General features: G+C 60.2%; 18 protein-coding genes. 9 read left to right on the forward strand and 9 right to left on the reverse strand.

Features of this window, described 5'->3' with window-relative positions:
• Nucleotides 1-34 precede the first annotated feature (34 nt).
• Complete coding sequence (locus ACIOWA_RS15700) at nt 35-691, forward strand: LexA family protein (RefSeq protein ID WP_401160602.1); 657 nt, start codon at nt 35-37, stop codon at nt 689-691.
• 39 nt (nt 692-730) lie between these two features.
• On the opposite strand, the gene ACIOWA_RS15705 is transcribed toward ACIOWA_RS15700, so the two are convergent.
• From ACIOWA_RS15705 to ACIOWA_RS15720, 4 genes are all read right to left on the reverse strand, one after another.
• Nucleotides 731-2680 (reverse strand): acetyl/propionyl/methylcrotonyl-CoA carboxylase subunit alpha, encoded by a 1950-nt coding sequence (locus ACIOWA_RS15705; protein WP_401160604.1) that lies wholly within the window; start codon nt 2678-2680, stop codon nt 731-733.
• Complete coding sequence (locus ACIOWA_RS15710; RefSeq protein WP_339466308.1) at nt 2680-3495, reverse strand: gamma-carboxygeranoyl-CoA hydratase; 816 nt, start codon at nt 3493-3495, stop codon at nt 2680-2682. The genes ACIOWA_RS15705 and ACIOWA_RS15710 overlap by 1 nt, the downstream gene beginning before the upstream one ends.
• Nucleotides 3496-3611: 116 nt before the next feature.
• Nucleotides 3612-5219, reverse strand: coding sequence for a carboxyl transferase domain-containing protein (locus ACIOWA_RS15715; RefSeq protein WP_401160606.1), 1608 nt, complete (start codon nt 5217-5219; stop codon nt 3612-3614).
• Nucleotides 5220-5231: 12 nt separating this feature from the next.
• On the reverse strand, nt 5232-6395 hold the full coding sequence (locus tag ACIOWA_RS15720; protein ID WP_401160608.1) for an isovaleryl-CoA dehydrogenase: 1164 nt from the start codon (nt 6393-6395) through the stop codon (nt 5232-5234).
• Nucleotides 6396-6627: 232 nt separating this feature from the next.
• Between ACIOWA_RS15720 and ACIOWA_RS15725 the strand changes: the two genes are divergently transcribed.
• Complete coding sequence (locus ACIOWA_RS15725; RefSeq protein ID WP_401160610.1) at nt 6628-8325, forward strand: AMP-binding protein; 1698 nt, start codon at nt 6628-6630, stop codon at nt 8323-8325.
• A gap of 664 nt (nt 8326-8989) precedes the next feature.
• On the opposite strand, the gene ACIOWA_RS15730 is transcribed toward ACIOWA_RS15725, so the two are convergent.
• The 3 genes from ACIOWA_RS15730 to ACIOWA_RS15740 all read right to left on the reverse strand — a co-directional run bounded on the left by ACIOWA_RS15730 (nt 8990) and on the right by ACIOWA_RS15740 (nt 11361).
• Complete coding sequence (locus ACIOWA_RS15730; protein ID WP_401160612.1) at nt 8990-9889, reverse strand: hydroxymethylglutaryl-CoA lyase; 900 nt, start codon at nt 9887-9889, stop codon at nt 8990-8992.
• A 67-nt stretch (nt 9890-9956) separates the two neighbouring features.
• Nucleotides 9957-10358, reverse strand: coding sequence for a MerR family DNA-binding transcriptional regulator (locus ACIOWA_RS15735; protein ID WP_339431991.1), 402 nt, complete (start codon nt 10356-10358; stop codon nt 9957-9959).
• A gap of 73 nt (nt 10359-10431) precedes the next feature.
• On the reverse strand, nt 10432-11361 hold the full coding sequence (locus tag ACIOWA_RS15740; RefSeq protein WP_339431992.1) for a LysR family transcriptional regulator: 930 nt from the start codon (nt 11359-11361) through the stop codon (nt 10432-10434).
• A gap of 172 nt (nt 11362-11533) precedes the next feature.
• On the opposite strand from ACIOWA_RS15740, the gene ACIOWA_RS15745 reads away from it, so the two are divergent.
• Nucleotides 11534-12763 (forward strand): acyl-CoA dehydrogenase, encoded by a 1230-nt coding sequence (locus ACIOWA_RS15745; protein WP_221730422.1) that lies wholly within the window; start codon nt 11534-11536, stop codon nt 12761-12763.
• Nucleotides 12764-12831: 68 nt separating this feature from the next.
• On the opposite strand, the gene ACIOWA_RS15750 is transcribed toward ACIOWA_RS15745, so the two are convergent.
• Nucleotides 12832-14166: a substrate-binding domain-containing protein gene (locus ACIOWA_RS15750; protein WP_401160614.1), complete on the reverse strand. Its 1335-nt coding sequence runs from the start codon at nt 14164-14166 to the stop codon at nt 12832-12834.
• A 187-nt stretch (nt 14167-14353) separates the two neighbouring features.
• Nucleotides 14354-15166 carry an exodeoxyribonuclease III gene (gene xthA, locus ACIOWA_RS15755; RefSeq protein ID WP_339431994.1) on the reverse strand — a complete coding sequence of 271 codons (813 nt, stop codon included), beginning with the start codon at nt 15164-15166 and terminating at the stop codon, nt 14354-14356.
• A gap of 241 nt (nt 15167-15407) precedes the next feature.
• Between xthA and ACIOWA_RS15760 the strand changes: the two genes are divergently transcribed.
• The 6 genes from ACIOWA_RS15760 to ACIOWA_RS15785 all read left to right on the forward strand — a co-directional run bounded on the left by ACIOWA_RS15760 (nt 15408) and on the right by ACIOWA_RS15785 (nt 25182).
• Nucleotides 15408-16058 (forward strand): N-acetyltransferase, encoded by a 651-nt coding sequence (locus ACIOWA_RS15760; protein ID WP_221730419.1) that lies wholly within the window; start codon nt 15408-15410, stop codon nt 16056-16058.
• A 66-nt stretch (nt 16059-16124) separates the two neighbouring features.
• Nucleotides 16125-17852 carry an autotransporter assembly complex family protein gene (locus ACIOWA_RS15765; RefSeq protein ID WP_401160616.1) on the forward strand — a complete coding sequence of 576 codons (1728 nt, stop codon included), beginning with the start codon at nt 16125-16127 and terminating at the stop codon, nt 17850-17852.
• Nucleotides 17849-21523 (forward strand): translocation/assembly module TamB domain-containing protein, encoded by a 3675-nt coding sequence (locus ACIOWA_RS15770; RefSeq protein ID WP_401160618.1) that lies wholly within the window; start codon nt 17849-17851, stop codon nt 21521-21523. Before ACIOWA_RS15765 ends, ACIOWA_RS15770 begins: the two co-directional genes overlap by 4 nt.
• A 118-nt stretch (nt 21524-21641) precedes the next feature.
• Nucleotides 21642-22964: a hypothetical protein gene (locus tag ACIOWA_RS15775; protein WP_339431997.1), complete on the forward strand. Its 1323-nt coding sequence runs from the start codon at nt 21642-21644 to the stop codon at nt 22962-22964.
• Between the two features lie 276 nt (nt 22965-23240).
• A complete protein-coding gene (locus ACIOWA_RS15780) occupies nt 23241-23723 on the forward strand; it encodes a MarR family transcriptional regulator (RefSeq protein ID WP_339431998.1) in 483 nt (160 codons plus the stop codon).
• Entirely contained in the window at nt 23713-25182 is a 1470-nt protein-coding gene (locus tag ACIOWA_RS15785; protein WP_401160621.1) for an efflux transporter outer membrane subunit, read from the forward strand. The genes ACIOWA_RS15780 and ACIOWA_RS15785 overlap by 11 nt, the downstream gene beginning before the upstream one ends.
• The last annotated feature ends 4 nt before the right edge of the window (nt 25183-25186 follow it).

Consider the following 25186-nt stretch of genomic DNA (forward strand, 5'->3'; position numbering starts at 1 on the left):
TGTTGGCCGGAGGTGTCCGAGTAAGGTGCCGCACATGGATAAATGGATTGAGTTGGTCAAGGCCAAGATGAGTGAGCTCAAAATCACTCAAACAGAGCTCGGAGAGCGCGTCGGCATGTCCCAGGGGGGCATCGGTCATTGGCTGAACAAACGTCGCGAACCCGGTATCACGCAGATGAACCGCGTGCTGCAAGCGCTCGGCATGGATTTCCTTGAAGTGGTGCTGGTGATTCGTGAGCCGCAGGTGACGCCGGATGACGAGATGCCGCTGGCGCAGAAGTACAACCCGTACTTTCGTTACCCGGTCAGCGACTGGCAGACACCCTGCGAGGTGCGCGAGAACGGATCCGCCTATGCCCCGACGTCAGCCAGGCAGCGGTTCGCACTCACGGATTATCATGCCCGTGGTGCGGCGTTCTGGCTGACGGTGGCAGGGAATTCGATGACCGCTCCCAGCGGTCAGAGTATTGCCGAAGGCATGCTGATTCTGGTGGATCCAAAGGTCGAGGCCGTGCCCGGTAAGCTGGTGATTGCCCAGTGGGCGGGCAGCGATGAAGCGATTTTTCGCAAGCTCGACGAAGAGGGCGGCCAGCGTTATCTGGTGCCGCTCAATCCGACCTGGCCCAAGGCCCTGTTTACCGATGAATGTCGAATCATCGGCGTCGTGGTACAGGCTACGGCGCGTTTCTAGTCAGATCGATCCTCGCCAGGCGCAGGATCGATCCTTCACTCACGCTTCTTCCAGTTCAACCAAAGCGCTGCCTTCGCCGACCATTTCGCCTTCCTGGCAATACAGCGCTTTGATCACCCCGGCATGTGGTGCGCGGATGCTGTGTTCCATCTTCATGGCTTCCAGCACCACCAGTTGCGCACCGGCCTCGACCTTCTGTCCGGGCTCGACCAATACCCGTACGATGCTGCCGTTCATTGGCGCAGTCAGACCACCCTGATGAGTGTGGCTGGCTTCGGCCGCACTGATCGGATCGTACGCCTCGATACGCCGCAACTCGCCATCCCAGCGCAGATACAGCGAATCTCCCTGACGAATAGCGCGCAACGCGCGACGTACGTTCTCTTGCTCAACCACCAGCGTCTCGCCCGTTAGTGTGGCGTTGCCACCTGAACTCAGCGTCAGCGCTCGATCCTGGCCCTCACAGCTCAAGTGCAGGGTGAATTCCTTCGGCAGGCCGGTGCGCAATCCGCTGTTAAGCGACCACGGCGAAGAAGGATCGTCCGCCCGCATAACGCCCGGCAGACTCTGCGCGAACGCCTGCGCCGCTGCATCCCAGAAAGCATCGCTCAACTCGCCCGGCGGCGGCAGTAGCTGCTCCTGATAACGCGGAATAAACCCGGTATCCAGTTCTGCTGCCGCAAACGCCGGGTGAGCGATGATGCGTCGCAGGAAGTTGATGTTGGTTTTCAACCCGCCAATGGCGAATTCGTCGAGCATGCACAACAAACGCAGGCGCGCCTGTTCACGATCCTCGCCCCAGGCGATCAACTTGCCGAGCATCGGGTCATAGAACGGCGAAATTACATCACCTTCTTCAACGCCACTGTCGACTCTGCGCCCCGGCCCCTCAGCCGATTCGCGATACAGCTGCAAGCGGCCAGTCGCCGGCAGAAAATCATTTGCAGGGTCTTCGGCGTACAACCTGACCTCAATCGCATGGCCGTCAAGCGGCACTTGATCCTGCGTGATCGGCAGCGTTTCACCACGGGCCACGCGGATCTGCCAGGCCACCAGATCAAGACCGGTAATCGCCTCGGTCACCGGGTGCTCAACCTGCAGCCGGGTGTTCATCTCCATGAAGAAGAATTCGCCGCGTGCGTCGAGCAAAAACTCCACCGTCCCCGCGCCGACGTAACCGATGGCCTGTGCCGAACGCACCGCCGCTTCACCCATGGCCTTGCGCAGTTGCGGCGACAGGCCCGGTGCCGGGGCCTCTTCGACCACTTTCTGATGGCGGCGTTGAATCGAGCAGTCACGCTCATTGAGGTACAGGCAATGGCCGTGCTGATCGGCAAACACCTGGATTTCCACATGACGGGGTTTGAGCAGGTATTTCTCTACCAGCATCCGCGAGTCGCCGAATGACGACTGCGCCTCACGCTGAGCGGAGGCGAGGGCTTCAGCCAGTTGACTGACGTCCTCAACCACTTTCATGCCTTTGCCGCCACCACCGGCCGTGGCCTTGAGCAACACCGGGTAACCGATGCGTTCGCAGGCGTCACGGAAGGTGTCGATATCCTGTGCTTCGCCGTGATAACCCGGCACCAGCGGTACACCAGCGGTTTCCATCAGCGCTTTGGCGGCTGATTTGCTGCCCATGGCGTCGATGGCGGACGCGGGTGGGCCAAGAAATACCAGGCCCGCCGCCTCGATAGCGCGGGCGAACCCGGCGTTTTCGGAAAGAAAACCATAACCCGGATGAATCGCTTGAGCGCCGCAGGCCTTGGCCGCCGCGATCAGTTTGTCGATTTGCAGATAACTGTCAGCCGCTTTGCTGCCACCGAGATCAACACGGATATCCGCTTCTCGGCTGTGCCGCGCTTCACGGTCGGTAGCGCTGTGCACCGCGACAGTGGTCAGGCCCAAGGCTTTGGCGGTGCGCATGACCCGGCAAGCGATTTCGCCACGGTTGGCCACCAGCAGGGTGGTGAGAACAGGTGCGCTCATCAACGCGGCTCCTTGGTGGTGGTTGCGGCTTGCCAGTTCGGCGGACGTTTTTGCAGAAAGGCACGCAAGCCTTCCTGGCCTTCGGGGCTGACGCGGATACGCGCGATGGCGTTTTCGGTGTAGCGGCGCAGGGCCGGGGTCAGTGAGCCGTTGCCGACTTCGCGCAGCAGATCTTTACTGGCGCGCAGCGCAGCGGGGCTGTTGAGCAGCAGGTTGTCGATCCATTGCTCAACCTGTTGCTCCAGCTCAACGGCCGCATAGCTCTCGGACAATAAACCGAGTTCTCGCGCTCGCTGGCCGCCAAAACGCTCAGCGGTCAGGGCATAACGACGTGCTGCGCGTTGACCGATGGCTTGCACCACGAACGGACTGATCACCGCCGGCGCCAGACCAATGCGTACTTCCGACAGGCAGAACTGCGCATCATCGGCGCCGATGGCCATGTCGCAGCAACTGATCAGGCCCAATGCGCCACCGAACGCTGCGCCTTGCACCACGGCCAGCGTCGGGATTTTCAGTTTGGCGAGGTTGTACATCAGCTCAGCCAGCTCGCGCGCGTCGTCCAGGTTGGTGTGGTAGTCGAGTTCGGCCGATTGCTGCATCCAGGCCAGATCGGCGCCGGCGCTGAAGTGCCGGCCACGGCCGCGCAGCAGCAGGAAGCGCAGGCTGGTATCGCTGGCAACCTTGTCGAGGGCCAGGATCAGTTCGCGGATCATCTGGGCATTGAAGGCGTTGTTCTTTTCTGCACGGTTGAGCCACAGCGTCGCGAAACCCCGTGGGTCACTGTGCAGTTCGAGGGTGTTGAAATCGCTCATATTCGTCCATCTCCACGGTCCTTGTGGGAGCGGGCGTGCTTGCGAAAGCGTCTATTGAGTCATATCCATAGTGGATGTGCCGCCGTCTTCGCGAGCAAACCTGCGCCCACAAAACATCACATCCGGAACACGCCAAAGCGGCTCGGTTCGATAGGCGCGTTCAGTGACGCGGACAAGGCCAGGGCCAGCACATCGCGGGTCTGCGCCGGGTCGATGACGCCGTCGTCCCACAGGCGTGCACTGGAGTAGTACGGGTGACCCTGCTCTTCGTACTGGTCGAGGATCGGCTGCTTGATCTCGGCTTCCTGTTCCGCACTGAAGGCCTGGCCGCTGCGTTCGGCCTGTTCACGCTTGACCTGCGCCAGCACGCCTGCTGCCTGTTCGGCGCCCATCACGCCAATCCGCGCATTCGGCCACATCCACAGGAAGCGCGGATCGTAGGCCCGGCCGCACATGCCGTAGTTACCGGCGCCGAAGCTGCCGCCGATGATCACGGTGAATTTCGGCACCTTTGCACACGCCACGGCGGTGACCAGTTTTGCGCCGTGCTTGGCGATGCCGCCCGCCTCGTATTTCTGACCGACCATGAAGCCTGTGATGTTTTGTAAAAACAGCAGTGGAATACCGCGCTGGCAGGCCAGTTCGATGAAGTGCGCGCCTTTTTGCGCGGCTTCGGCGAAGAGGATGCCGTTGTTGGCGAGAATCGCGATCGGATACCCGTGCAGATGTGCGAAACCGCACACCAGCGTGGTGCCGAACAGCGCCTTGAATTCATCGAACACTGAACCGTCGACCAACCGCGCAATCACTTCGCGCACATCGAACGGTTGCTTGGCGTCCGCCGAAACCACGCCATACAACTCGTCGCTGGCGTACAGCGGAGCAATCGGCGTGCGCTGCTGCACTTCGCCGAGTTTGCGCCAGTTGAGGTTGGCGACGCTGCGGCGGGCGAGGGCGAGGGCGTGTTCGTCGCTCTCGGCGTAATGGTCGGCGACCCCGGAAATCTTGCAGTGCACATCGGCACCGCCCAGCTCTTCGGCGCTGACCACTTCACCGGTCGCGGCTTTCACCAGCGGCGGGCCGGCGAGGAAAATCGTCGCCTGATTGCGCACCATGATCGCTTCATCGGCCATCGCCGGCACATACGCGCCGCCCGCCGTGCACGACCCCATCACCACGGCAATCTGCGCAATGCCCATCGCGCTCATGTTGGCCTGGTTGAAGAAAATCCTCCCGAAGTGCTCGCGATCCGGGAACACCTCGTCCTGACGCGGCAGGTTGGCGCCGCCCGAGTCCACCAGGTAAATGCACGGCAGCCGGTTCTGCTGGGCGATGGTCTGGGCCCGCAGGTGTTTCTTCACCGTCAGCGGGTAGTACGAGCCACCTTTTACGGTCGCATCGTTGGCGACGATCATGCATTCGACGCCTTCCACGCGGCCGATCCCGGCAATCACCCCGGCGGCTGGCACGTCCTCACCATAAACGGCGTAAGCCGCGAGTGGGCTGATTTCCAGAAACGGCGAGCCCGGATCGAGCAAGCGGTTGATTCGCTCACGCGGCAGCAGTTTGCCGCGTGAGGTGTGACGCTCCTGAGCTTTCGCGCCGCCGCCCTGGGCCACTTGGGCGAGCAGGGTGTACAGGGCGTCGACTTGTTTGAGCATCGCTGCGCTGTTGGCGGCGAATTCCGCTGAACGAGGATTGAGCTGAGTGTGCAGGGTAGCCATGGTCAGCTCCGTTTAGCGGGTTTCGTTGAACAGTTCGCGACCGATCAGCATGCGACGGATCTCACTGGTGCCTGCGCCGATTTCGTACAGCTTGGCGTCACGCATCAGGCGGCCAGCCGGGAATTCGTTGATGTAACCGTTGCCGCCAAGAATCTGGATCGCGTCGAGGGCCATTTGCGTGGCGCGCTCGGCGGTGTAGAGGATCACCCCGGCGGCGTCCTTGCGCGTTGTTTCACCGCGTTCGCAAGCCTGAGCCACTGCATAGAGGTAGGCACGGCTGGCGTTCAGTTGGGTGTACATGTCGGCGACTTTGCCCTGGATCAGCTGGAATTCGCCGATGCTCTGGCCGAACTGCTTGCGGTCGTGGATGTACGGCACGATCAGGTCCATGCACGATTGCATGATCCCGGTCGGGCCGCCGGACAGCACGACACGTTCGTAATCGAGGCCGCTCATCAGGACTTTCACGCCGCCGTTGAGGGCGCCGAGGATATTGTCTTCCGGCACTTCGACGTCATCGAAAAACAGCTCGCAAGTGTTGGAGCCGCGCATGCCGAGCTTGTCGAACTTGTTGCTGCGGCTGAAGCCTTTCCAGTCACGCTCGACGATGAACGCGGTGATGCCGTGCGGGCCTTTTTCCAGATCGGTCTTGGCGTAGATCACGTAGGTGTTGGCGTCGGGGCCGTTGGTGATCCAGGTTTTGCTGCCGTTGAGGACGAAACGGTCGCCGCGTTTGTCGGCGCGCATCTTCATCGAAACCACGTCGGAGCCGGCATTCGGCTCGCTCATCGCCAAAGCACCGACGTGCTCGCCGCTGATCAGCTTGGGCAGGTATTTGATTTTCTGTTCGTGGTTGCCGTTGCGGTTGATCTGGTTGACACAGAGGTTGGAATGCGCACCGTAGGACAGCGCCACCGAGGCCGAGCCGCGGCTGATTTCTTCCATCGCGACCACATGCGCCAGATAACCCAGGCCTGCACCGCCGTATTCTTCCGGCACGGTGATGCCGAGCAGGCCCATGTCACCGAACTTGCGCCACATGTCGGCCGGGAACAGGTTGTCGTGATCGATCTGCGCAGCACGCGGGGCGATCTGATCGGCGACAAAGGACTGAACCTGATCGCGCAGCATGTCGATGGTTTCACCGAGGGCGAAGTTCAGGGATGGGTAGCTCATGGGTCACCTTTTGGCTTTTTTGTAGGGTGGGGAGGGCGGTCGGCTCTCACCTTTACGTTAACGTAAGCCTGCGATGAATGACTGTCAATCACCCTTTACGTTAACGTCAACTTGAGCGAGAGTAGGAGTCGTTCAAGATCGAAAACGGATTGTCTTTTGTGGGGCGAGCAAGCCCGCTCCCATCAAAAATAGAACTCCGGTAAACCCACTAATAAAGACAATAGGGGTCATCATGGATCAACCCAGTGCAAACCCGCAGCGCAGCTACACTCGCGGCTCCCAGGAGCAAGCTTTGCTGGCGATGACCATCGGTCAGCAGTTCGACCAGACTGTGGCGCAATACCCGGACGGCGAGGCGCTGGTGGTGCGTCATGAGCAGTCGCGCTATTCCTGGCGGCAACTGGGGGAGGCCGTGGATCTGCATGCCCGGGCCTTGCTCGCATTGGGATTGCAGACGGGTGACCGCCTCGGTATCTGGGCGCCGAATGGCGCGCAGTGGTGCATCACGCAAATCGCCACGGCAAAAATCGGTGTGATCCTGGTCAACATAAACCCGGCCTACCGCAGCTCCGAACTTGAATACGTATTGAAGCAATCCGGCTGCCAATGGCTGGTCTGCGCCGGGTCGTTCAAGTCCTCCAACTACCACGCCATGGTGCAGGGGCTGGCGCCGGAACTGGCCGAGCAATCCATCGGCCAGTTGCGCAGCGAGCGCCTGCCGGATTTGCGCGGAGTGATCAGTCTCGATGCGCAGCCGCCCTCAGGTTTTCTGCCGTGGTCGCAACTGGCCGATCTGGCAGCCAGTGTCCCCCTGGAGCAATTACGCGACCGCAGCAACAGCCTGCACTTGGATCAACCCATCAACATCCAGTACACCTCCGGCACCACCGGTTTTCCCAAGGGCGCGACCCTCAGTCACTACAACATCCTCAATAACGGTTACATGGTCGGCGAAAGTATTGGCCTGACGCCCCTTGATCGGCTGGTGATTCCGGTGCCGCTGTACCACTGTTTCGGCATGGTCATGGGCAACCTGGGCTGCATCACCCACGCCAGTACGATGATTTACCCCAGTGACGCCTTTGATCCGCTATTGACCCTGCAAACCGTCGCCGAAGAGAAAGCCACCGGGCTGTACGGCGTGCCAACCATGTTTATTGCCATGCTCGATCAACCGCAGCGCGCCGGGTTCGACCTGTCGAGCCTGCGCACCGGGATCATGGCTGGCGCCACGTGTCCGATTGAAATCATGCGTCGGGTGATCAACGAAATGCACATGAGCGAAGTGCAAATCGCTTATGGCATGACCGAGACCAGCCCGGTGTCGCTGCAAACCGGTCCAAGTGACGAACTGGAACTGCGCGTGACCACCGTCGGCCGCACCCAGCCGCAACTGGAAAGCAAGATCGTCGATGAGGCTGGCAACCTCGTACCTCGCGGCACCATCGGCGAACTCTGCACTCGCGGTTACAGCGTAATGCTCGGTTACTGGAGCAACCCGCAAGCCACGGCCGAGGCCATCGATGACGCGGGCTGGATGCACACTGGTGACCTGGCGAGCATGAATGACGAGGGTTACGTGAACATCGCCGGGCGTAACAAGGACATGATCATCCGGGGTGGCGAAAACGTTTATCCGCGCGAGCTGGAAGAATTCTTCTTCACCCATCCAGCAGTGGCGGACGTGCAGGTAATCGGCATTCCCTGTTCGCGTTACGGGGAAGAGATCGTCGCCTGGATCAAATTCCATCCCGGTCACAGCGCTTCGCAGCTGGAACTGCAAACCTGGTGCAAGGAGCGCATCGCGCACTTCAAGACGCCGCGGCACTTCAAGTTCGTGGAGGAGTTTCCAATGACGGTGACCGGCAAGGTCCAGAAATTCAGGATGCGCGAGATCAGTATCGAGGAGTTGAGAGAAAAGCAGGCCTGAAAACATTCAACGGTGGGGGCAGGATTGCACGCGATAGCGCAGTGTCAGAAACATAGGTGTCGACGGAACCTGCGCCTTCGCGAGCAAGCCCGCTTCCACAAAAGGTCGGTTGTGAAACAAGAATGGCAGAAAGCACAAAGGGGAGCCGAGGCTCCCCTTTAATTTTGTCGTCGCGTGCTCTTTTTATTATTGAGGCTCGGTCTGTTGTTGTTTTTAGCAACCGTGGCCTTCTACCGCTTTTTTGGCGACCCCCATCCGGGGTCAAGAGCAAACGTATTTTTTTGAGCGCTGATTTGCTTTCTCGTTAAACGATCCAACCGATTCGGGAGCTACCTGAAGGTAGTTTTATTGTTCTCTGCCCGGTTGCGGGTCACTCCTGAGAGCACCCTGAAAAGCACACCTTCTCCAAAAAAATCTGTTAGCTGCGTCTCTGCCGTGTTGTTCTTGTTATGTCAGAGTCGGTACGTCTTATTTTTATTGGTTTGCTGCTTTTTATTCTTGTTATGCCATAGAGATAGCAGAACGCGTGCCAACTTTTAAAAAGCTATATAAATCAATATCTTGGCGTTTCTCTTGTTTTTTTGTTCTGTCAAAGCCAGACAATTTGTTTCCGTGTTACTCGTTTAAGCCCACATTGGCGACACCGCGGTAACACCGTCCCTCATTACTGTGCGCAACGTGCCTTGGCCACACGCGAACCGCTCGGGCGACCGAGCACCGCGCTGATCTGCTGGCCTGCGTCAATCAAGGCGTCCAGGTCGATACCGGTTTTGATCCCCAGGCCGTTGAGCAGGTACACCACGTCTTCGGTCGCCACGTTACCGCTCGCGCCTTTGGCGTAAGGGCAGCCGCCGAGTCCGGCGATAGAGCTGTCGAACACCGCAATGCCTTCGAGCAGACTGGCGTAGATGTTGGCCATGGCCTGGCCGTAAGTGTCGTGGAAGTGCCCGGCGAGTTTGTCCCGTGGCACTTGTGCCGACACCACGTCGAACAGACGCCGGGTCGCGCCAGCCGTGCCAGTGCCGATGGTGTCGCCCAGCGATACTTCATAGCAGCCCATGGCGTACAACTCCCGGGCAACCATGGCCACTTGCTCTGGCGCGACCGTGCCTTCATAAGGGCAGCCAAGCACGCAGGAAACGTAACCGCGCACGGTAACGCCGTGTTGTTTCGCCGCATCCATGATGGGGGCAAACCGCGCCAGGCTTTCACTGATCGAGCAATTGATGTTGCGCTGCGAGAACGCTTCCGACGCGGCGGCGAACACCGCGACTTCCTTGACCCCGGCCGCGATAGCGTCTTCGAAGCCGCGCAGGTTCGGCGCCAGTGCGCCGTAGGTCACGCCGGGTTTGCGCTGGATCTGCGCGAAGACTTCGGCAGAACCGGCCATCTGCGGGACCCATTTGGGCGAGACGAAACTGCCGACTTCTATATAGCCCAGACCTGCGGCGCTCAGGGCATCGACCAGTTGCACCTTGTCAGCGACGCTGATGGGCTGGGCTTCGTTCTGCAGGCCATCGCGAGGGCCGACTTCGATCAGGCGTACTTCGGAGGGGAGGGACATTGGGCGGACCTGTTCTTTTGAATTCGAGATGACCCCCCTCGTGGGAGCGGGGAGATGTTGTGTTCAATTACTGCGCTATCTGCTGGCTCTTGAGTGTCAGCTCCAGTGCCTGTACGCAGCGTTCTTCGGCGGTATCGAGTTCCAGCTTCATCTGTTCGATGTCGAGCAACTGCTGCTCTAGCTGTTCGCGGCGTTCGCTGATTTTCGCCAACATGCTGTTGAGCTGTTTGGTGTTACCGCTGGACGGGTCGTAGAGCTCGATCAATTCGCGACATTCGGCCAGCGAGAAACCGATGCGCTTGCCGCGCAGGATCAGCTTCAGGCTGACTTTGTCGCGTGGCGAATAGATGCGTTCCTGGCCTCGGCGCTCGGGGCTGAGCAGGCCTTGCTCTTCATAAAAGCGGATCGCCCGTGTGGTGATGTCCAGTTCACGGGCGAGGTCGGAAATGCTGTAGGTCTGGCTGCTCATGAAAGCGCTCGGAAATAGGGGCTTGGCGCTAAGCTAATGGCTGCTTTACGTTTACGTCAAGCGACGCAATGCCTTACACCTTATCCAGTTTTTTCTCATGCGCCGTCACCTGCTGGCACAACTCGATCATCTGTTCGCGCATCCAGCGGTTGGCCGGGTCCTGATCGGTGCTTTCATGCCAATACAGGTGAGTCTCCACCGGCGGCACATCGTTGACCGGCAAATTAAACGCATGCAGTTCATGCCGACGGGCGAAACGCTCCGGCACGGTCATGACCATGTCGGTCTGCTGCATCACTTGGGATGCCATCAGGTAGTGCTGGGAGCGCAGGGCGATCTTGCGCTGAATGCCCATTTTGCCCAGGGCCAGATCGACATAACCCAAGCCGCTGCGACGGCTGGAAATGTGGATATGCGTCAGCGACAGATAGTCATCGAGGCTGAGTTTTTCCTTGCCAGCCATCGGGTGCCCCTTGCGCATCGCGCAGACGTAGCGGTCTTCCATCAGCTTGACGTGGCGCACCTGCGGGTCGGTGTTGAGTGGCGCATCGACGGCAAAATCCAGTCGCCCGGCCGCCAGTTCCTTGGTGGTTTCCCGGCGTTTGGACAGAAAACTTTCGATGATCACTGTCGGTGCCAGTCGGCGCAAACGCTGGAACAGCGGCGGCAGAATCACCGCTTCAGTGAGGTCGGTCATGCTGATGCGATAGGTCTTGGCCGCTTGCGCCGGGTTGAAAATACGGCTTTCCTGAACCGACACTCGCAACAGCGACAGCGCGTTGCGCACCGGGCCGATGATGTTCTGCGCCATCGGCGTCGGCACCATGCCCTGGGCCGTACGCACGAAGAGCGGGTCGTTGAAGGTCTCGCGCAACCGCGCCAATGCGTTGGACACCGCCGGCTGAGTGATGCCGACAATCTGCCCGGCGCGGGTCAGGTTGGCTTCGGTGTAGATCGCGTCAAAGACGATGAAAAGGTTGAGGTCGACCTTGCTCAGATTCATAACGCGGCTTCTCTTGTTTTTAAGGGCAGGTGTTTTAGGGGCTGACGATCACTGGATCATATATCGGTGATGAATGTTTATACACGCCGAGAATAGGCTAGGTAAATTATCAACGCTGTTCTAGCATCGATTGCATGACCTGAACAACCTCTCGAAAAAGAAGGTACTGCCCATGGATTTCGCTTATTCGCCCAAGGTGCAAGAACTGCGTGAGCGCGTGACCGCGTTCATGGACACTTACGTTTACCCGGCCGAAGCCGTGTTTGAACGCCAGGTTGCCGAAGGCGACCGCTGGCAGCCGACCGCGATCATGGAAGAGCTCAAAGCCAAGGCCAAGTCTGAAGGACTGTGGAACCTGTTTCTGCCCGAGTCGGAACTCGGCGCCGGCCTGACCAACCTCGAATACGCACCGCTGGCGGAAATCATGGGCCGCTCCTTGCTGGGGCCAGAGCCGTTCAACTGCTCGGCGCCGGACACCGGCAACATGGAAGTGCTGGTGCGCTACGCCAACGAAGAACAGAAACAGCGCTGGCTCGAACCGCTGCTGCGCGGCGAGATCCGCTCGGCGTTCGCCATGACCGAGCCGGACGTTGCCTCGTCCGACGCCACCAACATGGCCGCCCGCGCTGTGCGTGATGGTGACGAGTGGGTGATCAACGGCAAGAAATGGTGGACATCCGGCGCCTGCGACCCGCGTTGCAAAATCCTGATCTTCATGGGCCTGAGCAACCCTGATGCGCCGCGCCACGCCCAGCACTCGATGATCCTCGTGCCGGTCGATACCCCCGGAGTGAAAATCGTCCGTCCGCTGCCGGTGTTTGGCTACGACGATGCACCGCACGGTCACGCCGAAGTGTTGTTCGACAACGTGCGCGTGCCGTACGAAAACGTCCTGCTCGGTGAGGGACGCGGCTTCGAAATTGCTCAGGGCCGACTTGGCCCCGGCCGGATTCACCACTGCATGCGGTCGATCGGCATGGCTGAACGGGCGCTGGAGTTGATGTGCAAACGCTCGGTGAACCGCACGGCATTTGGCAAACCGCTGGCACGCCTGGGCGGTAACATCGACAAAATCGCCGACTCGCGAATGGAAATCGACATGGCCCGTTTGCTGACGTTGAAAGCGGCGTACATGATGGACACCGTGGGTAACAAAGTCGCCAAGAGCGAGATCGCGCAGATCAAAGTCGTCGCGCCGAACGTGGCATTGCGCGTGATTGACCGAGCGATTCAGATCCACGGCGGGGCCGGGGTGTCGAACGATTTCCCGCTGGCCTACATGTATGCTATGCAACGCACCCTTCGGCTGGCCGATGGCCCGGACGAAGTGCACCGTGCGGCGATCGGCAAGTTCGAGATCGGCAAATATGTGCCGAAGGAAATGCTGCGCAGCGAGCGCTGATCCCGCGCCGCGTTATCGTTCTTCGCGAGCTTGCTCGCGAAGACGTCAATGCAGGTGCCAATGAGCACTCAATACACCCAAACCTCCACTCGCCGATTCTTGATCCGGCCTTCATCGGCACTGTTGGTCGCCACCGGCATCAGCGCCCCAAAGCCACGAACCTCACGCAATACCACGCCGTTCTTGACCAATTCGCGCCGCACCGCCATCGCCCGCAATTTGGACAGCAGATCCGCGCGTGCCGGGTCATCCTTGGCATCACCAAACCCCACCAGTGTTACTGCGCGATCGGTCTTGTCGTGACCCTTTATATAGTCGAGCACCCGTGCCAGATCTTGCCGCGCCTTGTTATCCAGGCTGGCGCTACCTTCTTCAAAACGGAAGTTCACGGTCAGACGTTGGGCGTGGCGGCTCAGGGATTGATAGCCCTCGGGCATCAGCGAGTTGGGAGTGACGCTCATCGCCCGCACGGTCTGACAGATAAAGCCGTTGGCGGCGACAATCGTCTGGCCCTGAGGGCTTTGCGCAAATGCCACCAACGCTCTCGCCCACAGGTTTTTGCTGTCTGGCGGCAGATAGAAGAACAGCCGTCGGGACAGCGGATAGTCTTCGGTGGCAATCAGATTGTTAAGCGCCAGCATCGATTGCGAAGCGCCATCAGCGATTGCCACGGCTTTTGCCTGACGCACATAAGGCAGGCCAATGAAGCCAATGCCTTGCGGGTCACTGCTCACGGCGTCGGATAACTGCTCGCTGGATTCGAACCTTTTCGCCTCAATGCTCAGATTTTTCCCACGAGGGCTGAGGACCAGTTCCTTAAACGTGTCGTACGTGCCGGACTGATCATCCCGCGCATATAAATGAATCGGGCCGTCACGACCGCCGAGGTCTTTCCAGGTTTTCACCTCGCCACTGAAGATGCGCGCCAGTTGCTCGGTGTCCAGTTGCTGCAGCGGGTTGTCGGGGTGAAGGATGATCGCCACACCATCGATGGCAATGACTTGCTCGGCAGCGGGATTTTTCAGGTCGCCCAGCGATTGCAGGTTGAGCAACTCGCTGTCCTTGATCTCGCGGGAGGAGGCCGCCAGATCGGCGCTGGCGTTCTTCAACGCGGCGAAACCGGTACTGGAACCGTGGGCGGCGACTTCCACCACGACGCGTTTACCTTGTGCGGTCAGGCCGACGATGCGTTGTTCGTTGGCGGTATCCGGGGGCTCGCGGTGGATTTTCAGCAGGCCTTGTTCCTGCAAAAGACCTTCGACCAGCGCCGGGCCGAGTTCAGCGCCGATGGTGTTGGAGCCTTGAATGCGCAACGCCGGGCCGTTTTCGGGTATCGGCAGGGCAGCGGCAGAGACCGTCAGCCCTGCACTCAATAGAAAAACGAACAGAACACGCAGGATCATGCCGGCACCGAATCAAGCCAAGGGGATTGCCGGGGAGATTAAGTCAGTCGCATGACCAAAAGATTACAGCGCCTCAGCCCGGGCGCGAGCGTGCTCGCGGATGGCGGCGTATCAGCTGGATTGTCGTCAACGGATACACCGAATTCGCGAGCATGCCCGCACACAGGGGAATGTGTGATGTCCGGGATCAGCTCAATTCAAGCCAGATCGGCGCATGATCCGACGGTTTTTCCATGCCGCGCAATTCATAGTCCACGCCCGCCGCTTTCACCCGTGGCAGCAGGCCGTTGGAGGCCAGGATCACGTCAATGCGCAGGCCACGCTTGGGTTCGTCTTCAAAACCACGGCTGCGGTAGTCGAACCAGCTGAACATGTCGGTCACGTCCGGGTTCAGGTGGCGATAGCTGTCGGTCAGGCCCCAGTTTTTCAGGCGTGCCATCCATTCGCGTTCTTCCGGCAGGAAGCTGCATTTGCCGGTTTTCAGCCAGCGCTTCATGTTGTCCGGGCCGATGCCGATGTCGCAATCTTCTGGGGAAATGTTCACATCGCCCATCACCACCAGCGGCTGTTCGTTGTGGAACTGGCTTTCCAGCAGTGCTTGCAGATCGCTGTAAAAACGCTGCTTGGCCGGGAATTTGGTGGGATGGTCGCGGCTTTCACCCTGAGGGAAGTAGCCGTTCATGATCGTCACCGGCACGCCGTTGGCGTCGGCGAAGGTGCCCCAGATGAAACGGCGCTGAGCGTCTTCTTCATCGGTGGCGAAACCTTTATGGATGGCAATCGGTTCCTGGCGCGAGAGCAGGGCGACGCCGTAATGGCCTTTCTGGCCATGGTAAGAGACGTGGTAGCCCAGGGCGCGCACGTCTTCCAATGGAAACTGGTCGTCGTGGACTTTGGTTTCCTGCAGGCCGATCACGTCCGGCTGATGTTTTTCGATCAGCGCTGCCAGCTGATGCGGACGGGCGCGCAGTCCGTTGATGTTGAAGGAAACAATCTTCATGGTCGGCAGTCCTGGCAAAAGGGCGATGCTAGCTGACATGTGGGATGGGGGCCAGTGTGGGGTGGGAGAAATCATTCTGGTCTGTGGGATGTGTGTTGCCTGGGCGTGCTCGCGAAGAGGCCCGCCCAGTCGATGAAGATCCCGAGTTGGTCTATACCTGAGGGGAACTGCGCCAACACCAAAAGGTTCGTACCAACAAGAGCGCAGCCATTTGAGCTGCGCCCCGGGGAGAATCACCGTCATGCCTGAAACCCAGACCGCCATCGCCGACATCCACATGCTCGACCGCGGTTATTCGCGCGAAGCCCGATCACTGCTGTATCAGGCCTATCGCCACGAGCCGACCTTCGGCTACCTGTTCGAAGCCGAGCGTCCCGGCTATGAGCAGCGGGTGCGCGCGACGGTGAGGGAACTGGTCAAGCAACACTTCCTGCAGGATCTGCCGGCCATTGGCCTGTTGGTCAACGACCGCTTGATCGGCATCGCCCTGATCGCGCCGCCGCAACGTCGCTTGGGCATCACCGACAGTTGGGCGTGGCGCCTGCGCATGGTGCTCAGCACCGGTTTGCGTTGCACTCGGCGCTATCTGGAATATCACGATGCCGTGTCCGCGTGCGTGCCCGGCGATTCGGTGCACATGCTGCCGCTGCTGGGGGTTCATCCGCAGTTCCAGGGCAAACACTTCGGCGAACAATTGCTGACGGCTGTGCACAACTGGTGCGCGGTGGACGAAACCTCCCAAGGCGTGGTGCTCGACACCGGCAATCCGCGTTACCTGGACTTCTATAAACGTCAGGGTTATCAGGAAATTGGCGAAGTTGCCGTCGGTCCGGTGCGCGAACATGTTTTTTTCCACGCCAATCCGCAGCTGTTACAAACTGCAACAGCATAACAATCGAACTTCTTGGGAAATTTCCTGTTCTATCACGCTCCCAAGCCCGTGATAGCATCCGCGCCTATGAAGTTTCCAGGAAGATTTACCAGTGGCGTGCTCGTGCTGTTAACCAGCTGTGCGGCGCTGGCGCAAAGTGAATTGGACGTGCGAATCAAACCGTCCAACGACGAACTCAAAGCCAATATCGAAGGGTATATCGGCGGCTTGGGCGACCGTGACGAAGAAGCCTTGCAGCGCTTCAGTCGCGGCGCCGAAGAGCAGGCGCGCAAGGCCGCTCAGGCATTGGGTTATTACCAGCCGCAGATTGAAAGTAAGGTCAAGGGCGGGGCCAAACCGCGCCTGGTGCTGAACATCGATCCCGGTGAGCCGATTCGCCTGCGCAACGTCACCATTCGCGTCGACGGCCCCGCAGCCGCTCTCAAATCCTTTCGTGTGCCGAAAAGCGACGTGCTCAAGCCCGGCGCGGTACTCAATCATGGCCGTTACGAAGACGCCAAACGGCTGATCCAGAATCAGGCCTCGCGCTTCGGTTTTTTCAGCGGCCACTTCACCCGTCAAAGACTCTTGGTGGATCCCCGCGCCGGGATTGCCGACGTCGAATTGATCTACGAAAGCGGCCCGCGTTATGCGCTGGGCACCGTCAGTTTCGAGGGCGACACGCCGTTCGACGAAGACCTGCTGCAACGCATGGTGCCGTTCAAGGAAGGTGAATCGTACGATTCCGAGTTGATCGCCGAATTGAACCGCAATCTGCAATCAAGTGGCTATTTTGAAGGCGTGCGCGTCGATGCCGCCCCGACTGCTGCGAAAAACGACGTGATCCCGGTGGACGTCAAACTCGACACCCGCAAGCCGCGCACCATGGGCCTGGGCCTCGGTTACTCCACCGACGTCGGGCCGCGAATCAAGGCCAACTGGACGCGCCACTGGGTCAATCCGCAGGGCGACAGCTATGGCTGGGAAGCCGAATTGTCGGCGCCGCGGCAAAACGTCGGGCTGTTCTATGACATTCCACTCGACCCGCCGCTGACCGACAAACTGCGTTGGGCCGGCGGTTATCAGTTCGAAGACATTGATGGCTCCGACACGTCGAGCAAGCTGTTGACCTTCGGCCCGGAATGGCACAGCAAGTTGCCCAGCGGCTGGCAACGGGTGATCTCGCTGAAATGGCAGCGCGAAGAATACGAACTCGGTGATGACTCCGGCCTGAGTACCCTGCTGATGCCTGGCATCAGCTATTCGTACCTCAAAAGCGACAACCGCATCGACCCGCACAACGGTTATCGCCTGGCCTTTGAAAGCAAAGTGGCGAAAGAGGGCGTCGGCTCCGACAACAATCTTCTGTATGGCACCGCGTTGGTCAAAGGCTTGACCACGGTGTTCGACAAGCATCGCTTCCTTGGTCGCGTGCAGGTCGGCGGCAGCGCCACCAATGGCTATAACTCGGTGCCGCCGTCGCTGCGTTTCTTTGCCGGTGGTGATCAAAGTGTGCGCGGTTACGACTACCAGAGCCTGTCGCCGGAAAACTCCAAGGGTGACCGCATCGGTGGCCGCTACATGGTCGCCGGCAGCGTCGAGTATCAATATTCGGTCGCCGAAAAATGGCGCGTCGCGACGTTCGTCGATCAGGGCAACTCTTTCAACAAACTCGAACTGCCGAACCTCAAGACCGGGGTTGGCATCGGTGTTCGCTGGGTTTCACCGGTGGGGCCGATCCGCCTCGACCTGGCCCACGCGCTGGACGACGATGGCGGCTTCCGGCTGCACTTTTCCATGGGGCCTGAGCTGTGAAGCGTGGTTTGAAAATAACGGCGCTGGCCCTGTTGGCGCTGGTGATGTTGATTGTTTTGAGCATCGCTGCAGTGTTGGGTACGCAGGCTGGCAGCCGTTGGGCGCTGAGTCGGGTGCCGGGCTTGAGCGTGGAAAATTTCCAGGGTCGCCTCGGCGGACAATGGAGCGCCGACCATCTGGTGTGGCAGCAGGACAGCAGTCGTGTCGAGCTGGACAAACCGATCTTCGCCTGGTCACCGCTGTGCCTGACCCGCATGACGTTGTGCATCGAACAGCTCAAGGCTGATCAGGTCATCCTTCAATTCCCGCCGAGCGAAGAGACCACCGAAAGCGGCCCGATCAAACTGCCGGATCTGCAATTGCCGGTGGCTATCGAGTTGGGCGACGTCGAGGTTGGCAGTTTGCTGTTCAACGGCAGCGAGCAACTCAAAGGCCTGAAACTGGCGGCGCACTGGACGGCCAAGGGCCTGCAGATCGACAGCGTGAAATTGCAGCGCGACGACCTCAGCCTGAACCTGTCGGGCCTGTTGCAGCCGACCGCCGACTGGCCGCTGAACATCGCCGGTGATCTGACTTTACCTTCGCCGAGTAGCGATCCCTGGACACTGGCGTTGAAAGTCGACGGCGATTTGCTCAAGACCCTCAACCTGCACGCCGACAGCCGTGGCTACCTCGATGGCCAGTTGAGTGGTGAGCTGCAACCGCTGGCAGATAATCTGCCAGCCACAGTGCGCATCACCAGCGAGGCGTTCAAACCGAGCGCCGACCTGCCAGACACCCTGCAACTCAATCAACTGCTGCTGACCGGTGAAGGCAACCTGAAAGACGGTTACCAGTTGCTCGGTCACGCGACGCTGCCTGCCGAACAAGGCCCAGTGGCACTGTTACTCAAAGGCAAGGTCGACGCCAACGGCGCGCAAATCGCCGGCCTGGACCTGAGCGCCAATGACAAGCAAAGCCTCAAGCTGACCGGCAGTGTTGACTGGAGCAAAGGCATCACCGCTCAGGCCAACATCAATTGGCAGGACTTTCCGTGGCATCGGCTTTATCCGGTGATCGACGAGCCAGAAGTCGCTTTGCGCACCTTCAATGGCGAAGTCTCCTACACCGACGGTCAATACATCGGTAACTTCGCCGCCGCGCTGGATGGCCCGGCGGGGGCGTTCAGCCTGAGCAGTCCGTTCAGCGGCAGCCTGAAACAGATCGCCCTCCCGCAACTGAAGATGGAAGCGGGGCAGGGCAAGGCCGAAGGTCATGTCAACGTGCAGTTCGCCGATGGCATTGCCTGGGACACCGCGCTAGACCTGTCGGCGTTGAACCCGGCGTACTGGGTCGCGGAACTGCCGGGCACCTTGGCAGGGCCGCTGAACAGCAAAGGTGAATTGAAGAACGAACGCCTGAGCCTGACCGCCGACCTCGATCTCAAAGGCAAACTGCGTGGCCAACCGGCCGTGCTGCAAGCCAAGGCTGACGGTGCTGGCGAACAGTGGACCCTCAATGCCCTGCACATCCGTCTCGGCGACAACAGCATCAACGGCAAGGGCAGCCTGCAAGAGAAACTCACCGGGCAGATCGACATCAAGCTGACGCGCTTGGCCCAGCTCTGGCCGCAACTGCGCGGGCAGGTCAACGGTCAGGTCAACGTCGCCGGCACCTTGAAAGCGCCGCAAGGCAAACTCGGCCTGCAAGGTTCGCAACTGGCCTTCCAGGACAATCGCCTGCAAAGCCTCAACCTCGACGCCACGCTCGACAGTGCACAGCGGGCGAAAATCGATCTGAAGGGCAGCGGCATTCAGGCCGGCGATACCAATCTGGGCGTGTTGACCGCCAGCGCTCAGGGCGACATCAAGAACCAGAAACTCAGCCTCGACCTGCTCGGACCGAAGCTGAAGCTGGCCTTGGGCCTGGACGGCAATCTGGACAAGGGTAACTGGCGTGGACGCCTGGCCAGCGGTGACATTCAGGCCGGTGGCCAGGATTGGAAGCTGCAAACCCCAGCCAGGCTGGAACGATTGGCCGACGGCAAAATCAATTTTGGCGCGCATTGCTGGGTGTCCGGCAGCGCCAGCCTGTGCGGTGAGGATCAACGGCTGATGCCCGATCCGAAGCTGCGCTACCACCTCAAGCAGTTCCCGATTGAAAGCCTGGCGCAGTGGTTGCCCAAGGACTTCGCGTGGCAGGGCAAGCTCAACGCCGATCTAAAACTGGACCTGCCGGCCAGCGGCCCGAACGGTGTGATCAGCGTCGACGCCAGCGGCGGCACCTTGCGCGTGCGTGAAAAGGATCAGTGGCTGGATTTCCCTTACCAGACCCTCAAGTTCACCAGCAAACTCACACCGAAGCGCATTGACACCGACCTCAACTTCGTCGGCGGCAAACTTGGTGAATTGGGTGTGCAGGCGCAGCTCAATCCCTTGCCGAAGAACAAACCCCTGAGCGGTACCTTCCGTCTCACCGGGCTGGATCTGTCGGTGGCGCGGCCGTTTGTACCCATGGTCGAGAAACTCACCGGCCACCTCAACGGCAGCGGCACGATATCCGGTGGGCTGCTGGCGCCGCTGGTCAACGGCACGGTAAAGCTCAGTGAGGGCGAAGTGTCCGGTGCCGAATTGCCGATGGAACTCAAGGATCTGCAACTGCAAGCGGTCATCGCCGGGGAATCGATACGCCTCGACGGCGGCTGGGAAAGCGGCAAGACCGGGCAGGGCAGTCTCAATGGCAACGTTGCCTGGGGCCAGGCACTCATGGTCGATCTGGCGCTCAAGGGTACGCAGTTACCCGTTAACGTCGAACCGTACGCCAAGCTCGAAGTGGCGCCGGACCTGAAGATTTCCATGGCGGGCGACGAGCTGAAGATTGCCGGCAAGGTGCTGGTGCCCAAAGGCGAAATCACCGTGCGTGAATTGCCGCCATCGACGGTAAAAGTCTCTGATGACACGATCATCGTCGGCGCGCAGACCGAAGAGGGCAAACCGCCGATGGCCATGAAAATGGACATTGACGTGGTGGTCGGTGACGACAGACTCAGCTTCGCCGGGTTCGGCCTCACGGCCAACCTGAAAGGGCGTGTGCACATCGGCGACAACATGGACACGCGTGGCGAGTTGTGGCTCAACGATGGCAGATACCGCGCCTATGGGCAGCGGTTGACGGTGCGGCGTGCGCGTCTGTTGTTTGCAGGTCCCATCGATCAGCCGTATCTGGACATCGAAGCGATTCGCCAGACTGACGACGTGATCGCCGGTATTCGCCTGAGCGGCAGTGCTGAGCAACCGACCACGCAGATCTTCTCGGAACCGGCGATGAGCCAGGAGCAGGCGCTGTCCTATCTGGTCCTGGGGCGTCCGCTGAGCACCAGCGGTGAGGACAACAACATGCTCGCGCAAGCGGCGTTGGGCCTTGGCTTGATGGGCAGTTCCGGGGTGACCAGCAGTCTGGCCAAAGACCTGGGGATTCAGGACTTCCAGCTCGACACCCAGGGCAGCGGCACCACCACCAGTGTGGTGGCCAGCGGCAACATCTCCGAGAAGCTCAGTTTGCGCTACGGCGTTGGCGTGTTTGAACCGGCCAGCACCATTGCCTTGCGCTACAAGTTGAGCAAGAAGGTTTATGTCGAAGCCGCCAGCGGTGTCGCCAGTTCGCTGGATATCTTCTACAAGCGCGATTTCTAGCTCGCGTTGCCCATAGCCGGGTCGCGACACTGCGATCCGGCTTTTCCAGAATGAATTAGACTCACCGCAACTCGAACGCTTTGCGGTATAAGGCTGCCCGAAGATAACAGGGGTGCATATGGTTCGCTTGAGTAGGGTCTTGCTCGGTAGCGATTTTGTCCGCAAGCGTTGGTCTGCGCTGGCGCTGACGGGCATTGTCTGGGGGGCGGCCGGTGTGGCCATCTTCATTGATGCGCTGGACGGCGTTCTGTATTTCCCGTTGCATCTCTTCGGCTATCTGTTGTTGCTCGAAGCCCTGATCATTCTGTTTGTGCCGGCACCTCGAACCGGGACCGCAGCCGCTTTGCGCAAGGCGCGAGGTCTGGCGTTTCTGGTGTTGGGGTTGCTGATCGTCGACAGACAACACGCCGCTGGCCTGATTCTGGCGGTGCTGTTTGGTGTGGCGTTTTTGCTCGACGGGGGCTTTCGGCTGGCAGCGGCGTTGGTGGTGCGTTTTGTCGGTTGGCAAGTGTCCCTGCTGACGGGGTTGTTCGAAATCGGCTTTGGCCTGTTCATCCTTGAACCGTATCCGACGCTCTATAAGGGCACGGTACCGTTCTGCATCGGCATGAGCGTTTTTCTCTCGGGCTGCGCGCTCTTGCGGCAGGCGTTGCGCTTTAAAAACTGGCAGTCGCCGGTCAGCCCTGCTTCGGTCAGTGCGCCGGCATGCAGCGCCGCGCTGGTGATCCACGTCTGGACACCCAGCGGCACCGTTGATGACACCCTGGTGCGCAACCGGCTGCTCAACCGCTATATCGCAGCGGTCGACATCAACGGCGTGATCTCCGCCGGCCACGCGGCATTGGAATGTGGCCCGGATATCTACATCAGCCATTACCCGCAGGACGACATTGATCGTTCAGCGGGGGATTTCGTGCGCTTGCTTCGGGCGACGCCGAACAATGATGTCGCCGGCAGGTTTCTGCCGGACTATGCGAGCGAGGTGGCTGACTGGTGCCCATCTTCGGTTCAGGTCAGTTTCGCCCACTATGATGCCCGACGTCTGAATGCGTTCTGGGCGCAATATCGGCAGAACGGCACTTATAACCTCACCAGCCGTAATTGCTCCAGTGCCGTTGCCCACAGTCTCGAAGCGGCCCTTGAAGGGGCGATGAATCGGGGGCATTCAAGCATGCTCGATTTTGTCCGAGTCATCATCAGCCCCGAGTTCTGGGTGGCGGCTCAAGTGCGCAAGCGTGCCGAGGTGATGGCCTGGACCCCCGGGCTGGTGCTCGATTATGCGCGGGCATTGCATGCCGCCATCGAGCCGGCGCCACCGGGCTGGCACAGCATTTACGCGGTGACCAAGCGTGCTTGTGGCTATGCGCTGACGGCCTTGCGGGGGCGCGAGGTGCATCCGGTGCAACCGCCAGCGCCTGCCCATCCTTCCGACGAGTCCTGATCGGCCTCCCTATAAGCCGGATTTCTGGATCGCTTTCATTTCTCAAACCGAGTCGCTGCCTTCGCGGGCAAGCCCGCTCCCACACTGGATCTGCGTTCGACGCGAAATCCTCTTTGGGCGCGAGTTTGCTCGCGAAGGCGTCAGAGTGTTCATCGCAAAACCCCAGTCCACTGGTCAACTAATTACAAAGCAACCTAACTATTACGTTGACATTCGCTGCCTAGGCAGTAACATCTCGACATACATTCACTGCCTAGGCAGTTATTAGGTGAGCACATGAAGCATTTCACCCCGGACGAATTCAAACACTGCCACCTCGGCCTGTTGCTTGGCCGTGCTGCGCTGCTCAAAGACCGGATCATCGACACCCACATGGAACCCCACGGCATTACCGCCGCGCAGTTCAAGGTGTTGATCATCATGGCCCAATTCGGCGTCGACACCCCGGCCGAGCTCTGCCGGCATCTGTCGCTGGACAGCGGTTCGATGACGCGCATGCTCGATCGTCTGGAGCAGAAAGGCTTCCTGGCCCGCCAACGCAGCGAAGGTGATCGCCGTCAGGTGCAGCTCAAACTCACCGAGCAGGGCCAGCAATTGGCCGATCGCCTGCCGCACATCGGCGCCGATGCGATGAATGAACTGGCAGGCGCCGTCACTCCGGACGAGTTGAAAACCCTGGAATACATCCTCAAGAAAATTCTGCTGGCAGCCGGTGACCCGATCACCCTCCAGCGGTTAGGTGAACACAATGAGCGGTAAAACCCTACGCAGCAGCCTGACGCTGGTGCTGTCGGCGATGATCCTCGCCGGCTGCGCCAACTACAGCGGCCTCGACACCCAAGGCCAAAGCCTCGAAGCGAACAGCCTCAAGGTTGGCCAATCCCTCAACGGCGTGACCCTGTCGCCGGCCGCCTGGCCGAAGATCGACTGGTGGACCAGCCTTGGCGATCCGCAACTCGATGGCCTGATCCGCGAAGCGCTGCACGACAGCCCAGACATGCAGATCGCCGAAGCCCGCGCCCATCAGGCCAGCGCCGCCGCGTATGCCGCCGATGCCGCGCGCTATCCGACGCTGGACGCCAGCGCCGGCATCAGCCGTTCGCGCCTGGCCAAGGATCAGGACCCGCGGGGGCAGGGCGATGCCTACGCCACCGTGCGCAACATCAGCGCCGGCTTCAATTACAACTTCGACCTGTGGGGCGGTCAGCGTGACGCCTGGGAAGCCGCCCTCGGTCAGGCCCGCGCCGCCGAAGTCGACCGTCAGGCTGCGCAGTTGACCCTCGCCGCCGACGTGGCCCGGGCCTACAGCGATCTCGGTCAGGCACACATCGTCTATGACCTGGCCAGCGAAGACCTCAAGCGCACCCAACAAATGCTTGACCTGAGCCAGCGTCGCCTGAGTTCCGGGATCGATAGCCAATACCAGTTCCAGCAAACCCAAAGCCTGGAAGCCAGTTCCGAAGCCAGCCTGATCGATGCGGAAAAACGCCTGAACAGCGCGAAAATCACGTTGGCGGTTTTGCTCGGCAAAGGCCCGGATCGCGGCAATGAAATCGCCCGCCCGAACGTCCTGCAAGCGAGCGCCGTGGCTGTGCCTTCGGTGCTGCCGGCGGAACTGCTCGGTCGTCGCCCGGATCTGGTCGCTGCGCGCTGGCGTGTAGAAGCGGCGAGCAAGGACATCGACTCGGCGAAAACCCGGTTCTATCCCAACCTCAACCTGACGGCCTCGGCCGGTGCCGAGTCCCTGTTGGGTGACGCGATGTTCGGTTCGGCCAGTCGCTTCTTCAGCATTGCGCCGACTGTCTCGGTGCCGATCTTCGATGGCGGGCGACTGCGCGCCAACCTCGATGCGCGTGACGCCGATTACGACCTGGCGGTGGCGCAGTACAACAAAAGCCTGGTCAAAGCACTGGGCGATGTCAGCGACACGATCAACCAGTTGCGTGACATCGGCCGGCAGATCGGTGCGCAGCAACACGCCACCGACATCGCCCGGGATTCTTACAACACCGTGGTCCAGCGTTACGGTTCCGGCATCGGCAACTACCTGGACGTGCTCAGCATCGAGCAGCAATTGCTCCAGGCCCAGCGTCAGTTGGCCAACCTCAATGCCGAGCAGATCGATCTGTCGATTCAACTGATGCAAGCGCTGGGCGGCGGCTTCCAGAGTGAAAACCTGACCGCAGCCAACGCCACCCCAGCCACGCCGTACAACTAATTCA

The sequence above is a fragment of the Pseudomonas sp. NPDC087614 genome, from assembly GCF_044743485.1.
Lineage (GTDB): Bacteria > Pseudomonadota > Gammaproteobacteria > Pseudomonadales > Pseudomonadaceae > Aquipseudomonas > Aquipseudomonas baetica_A.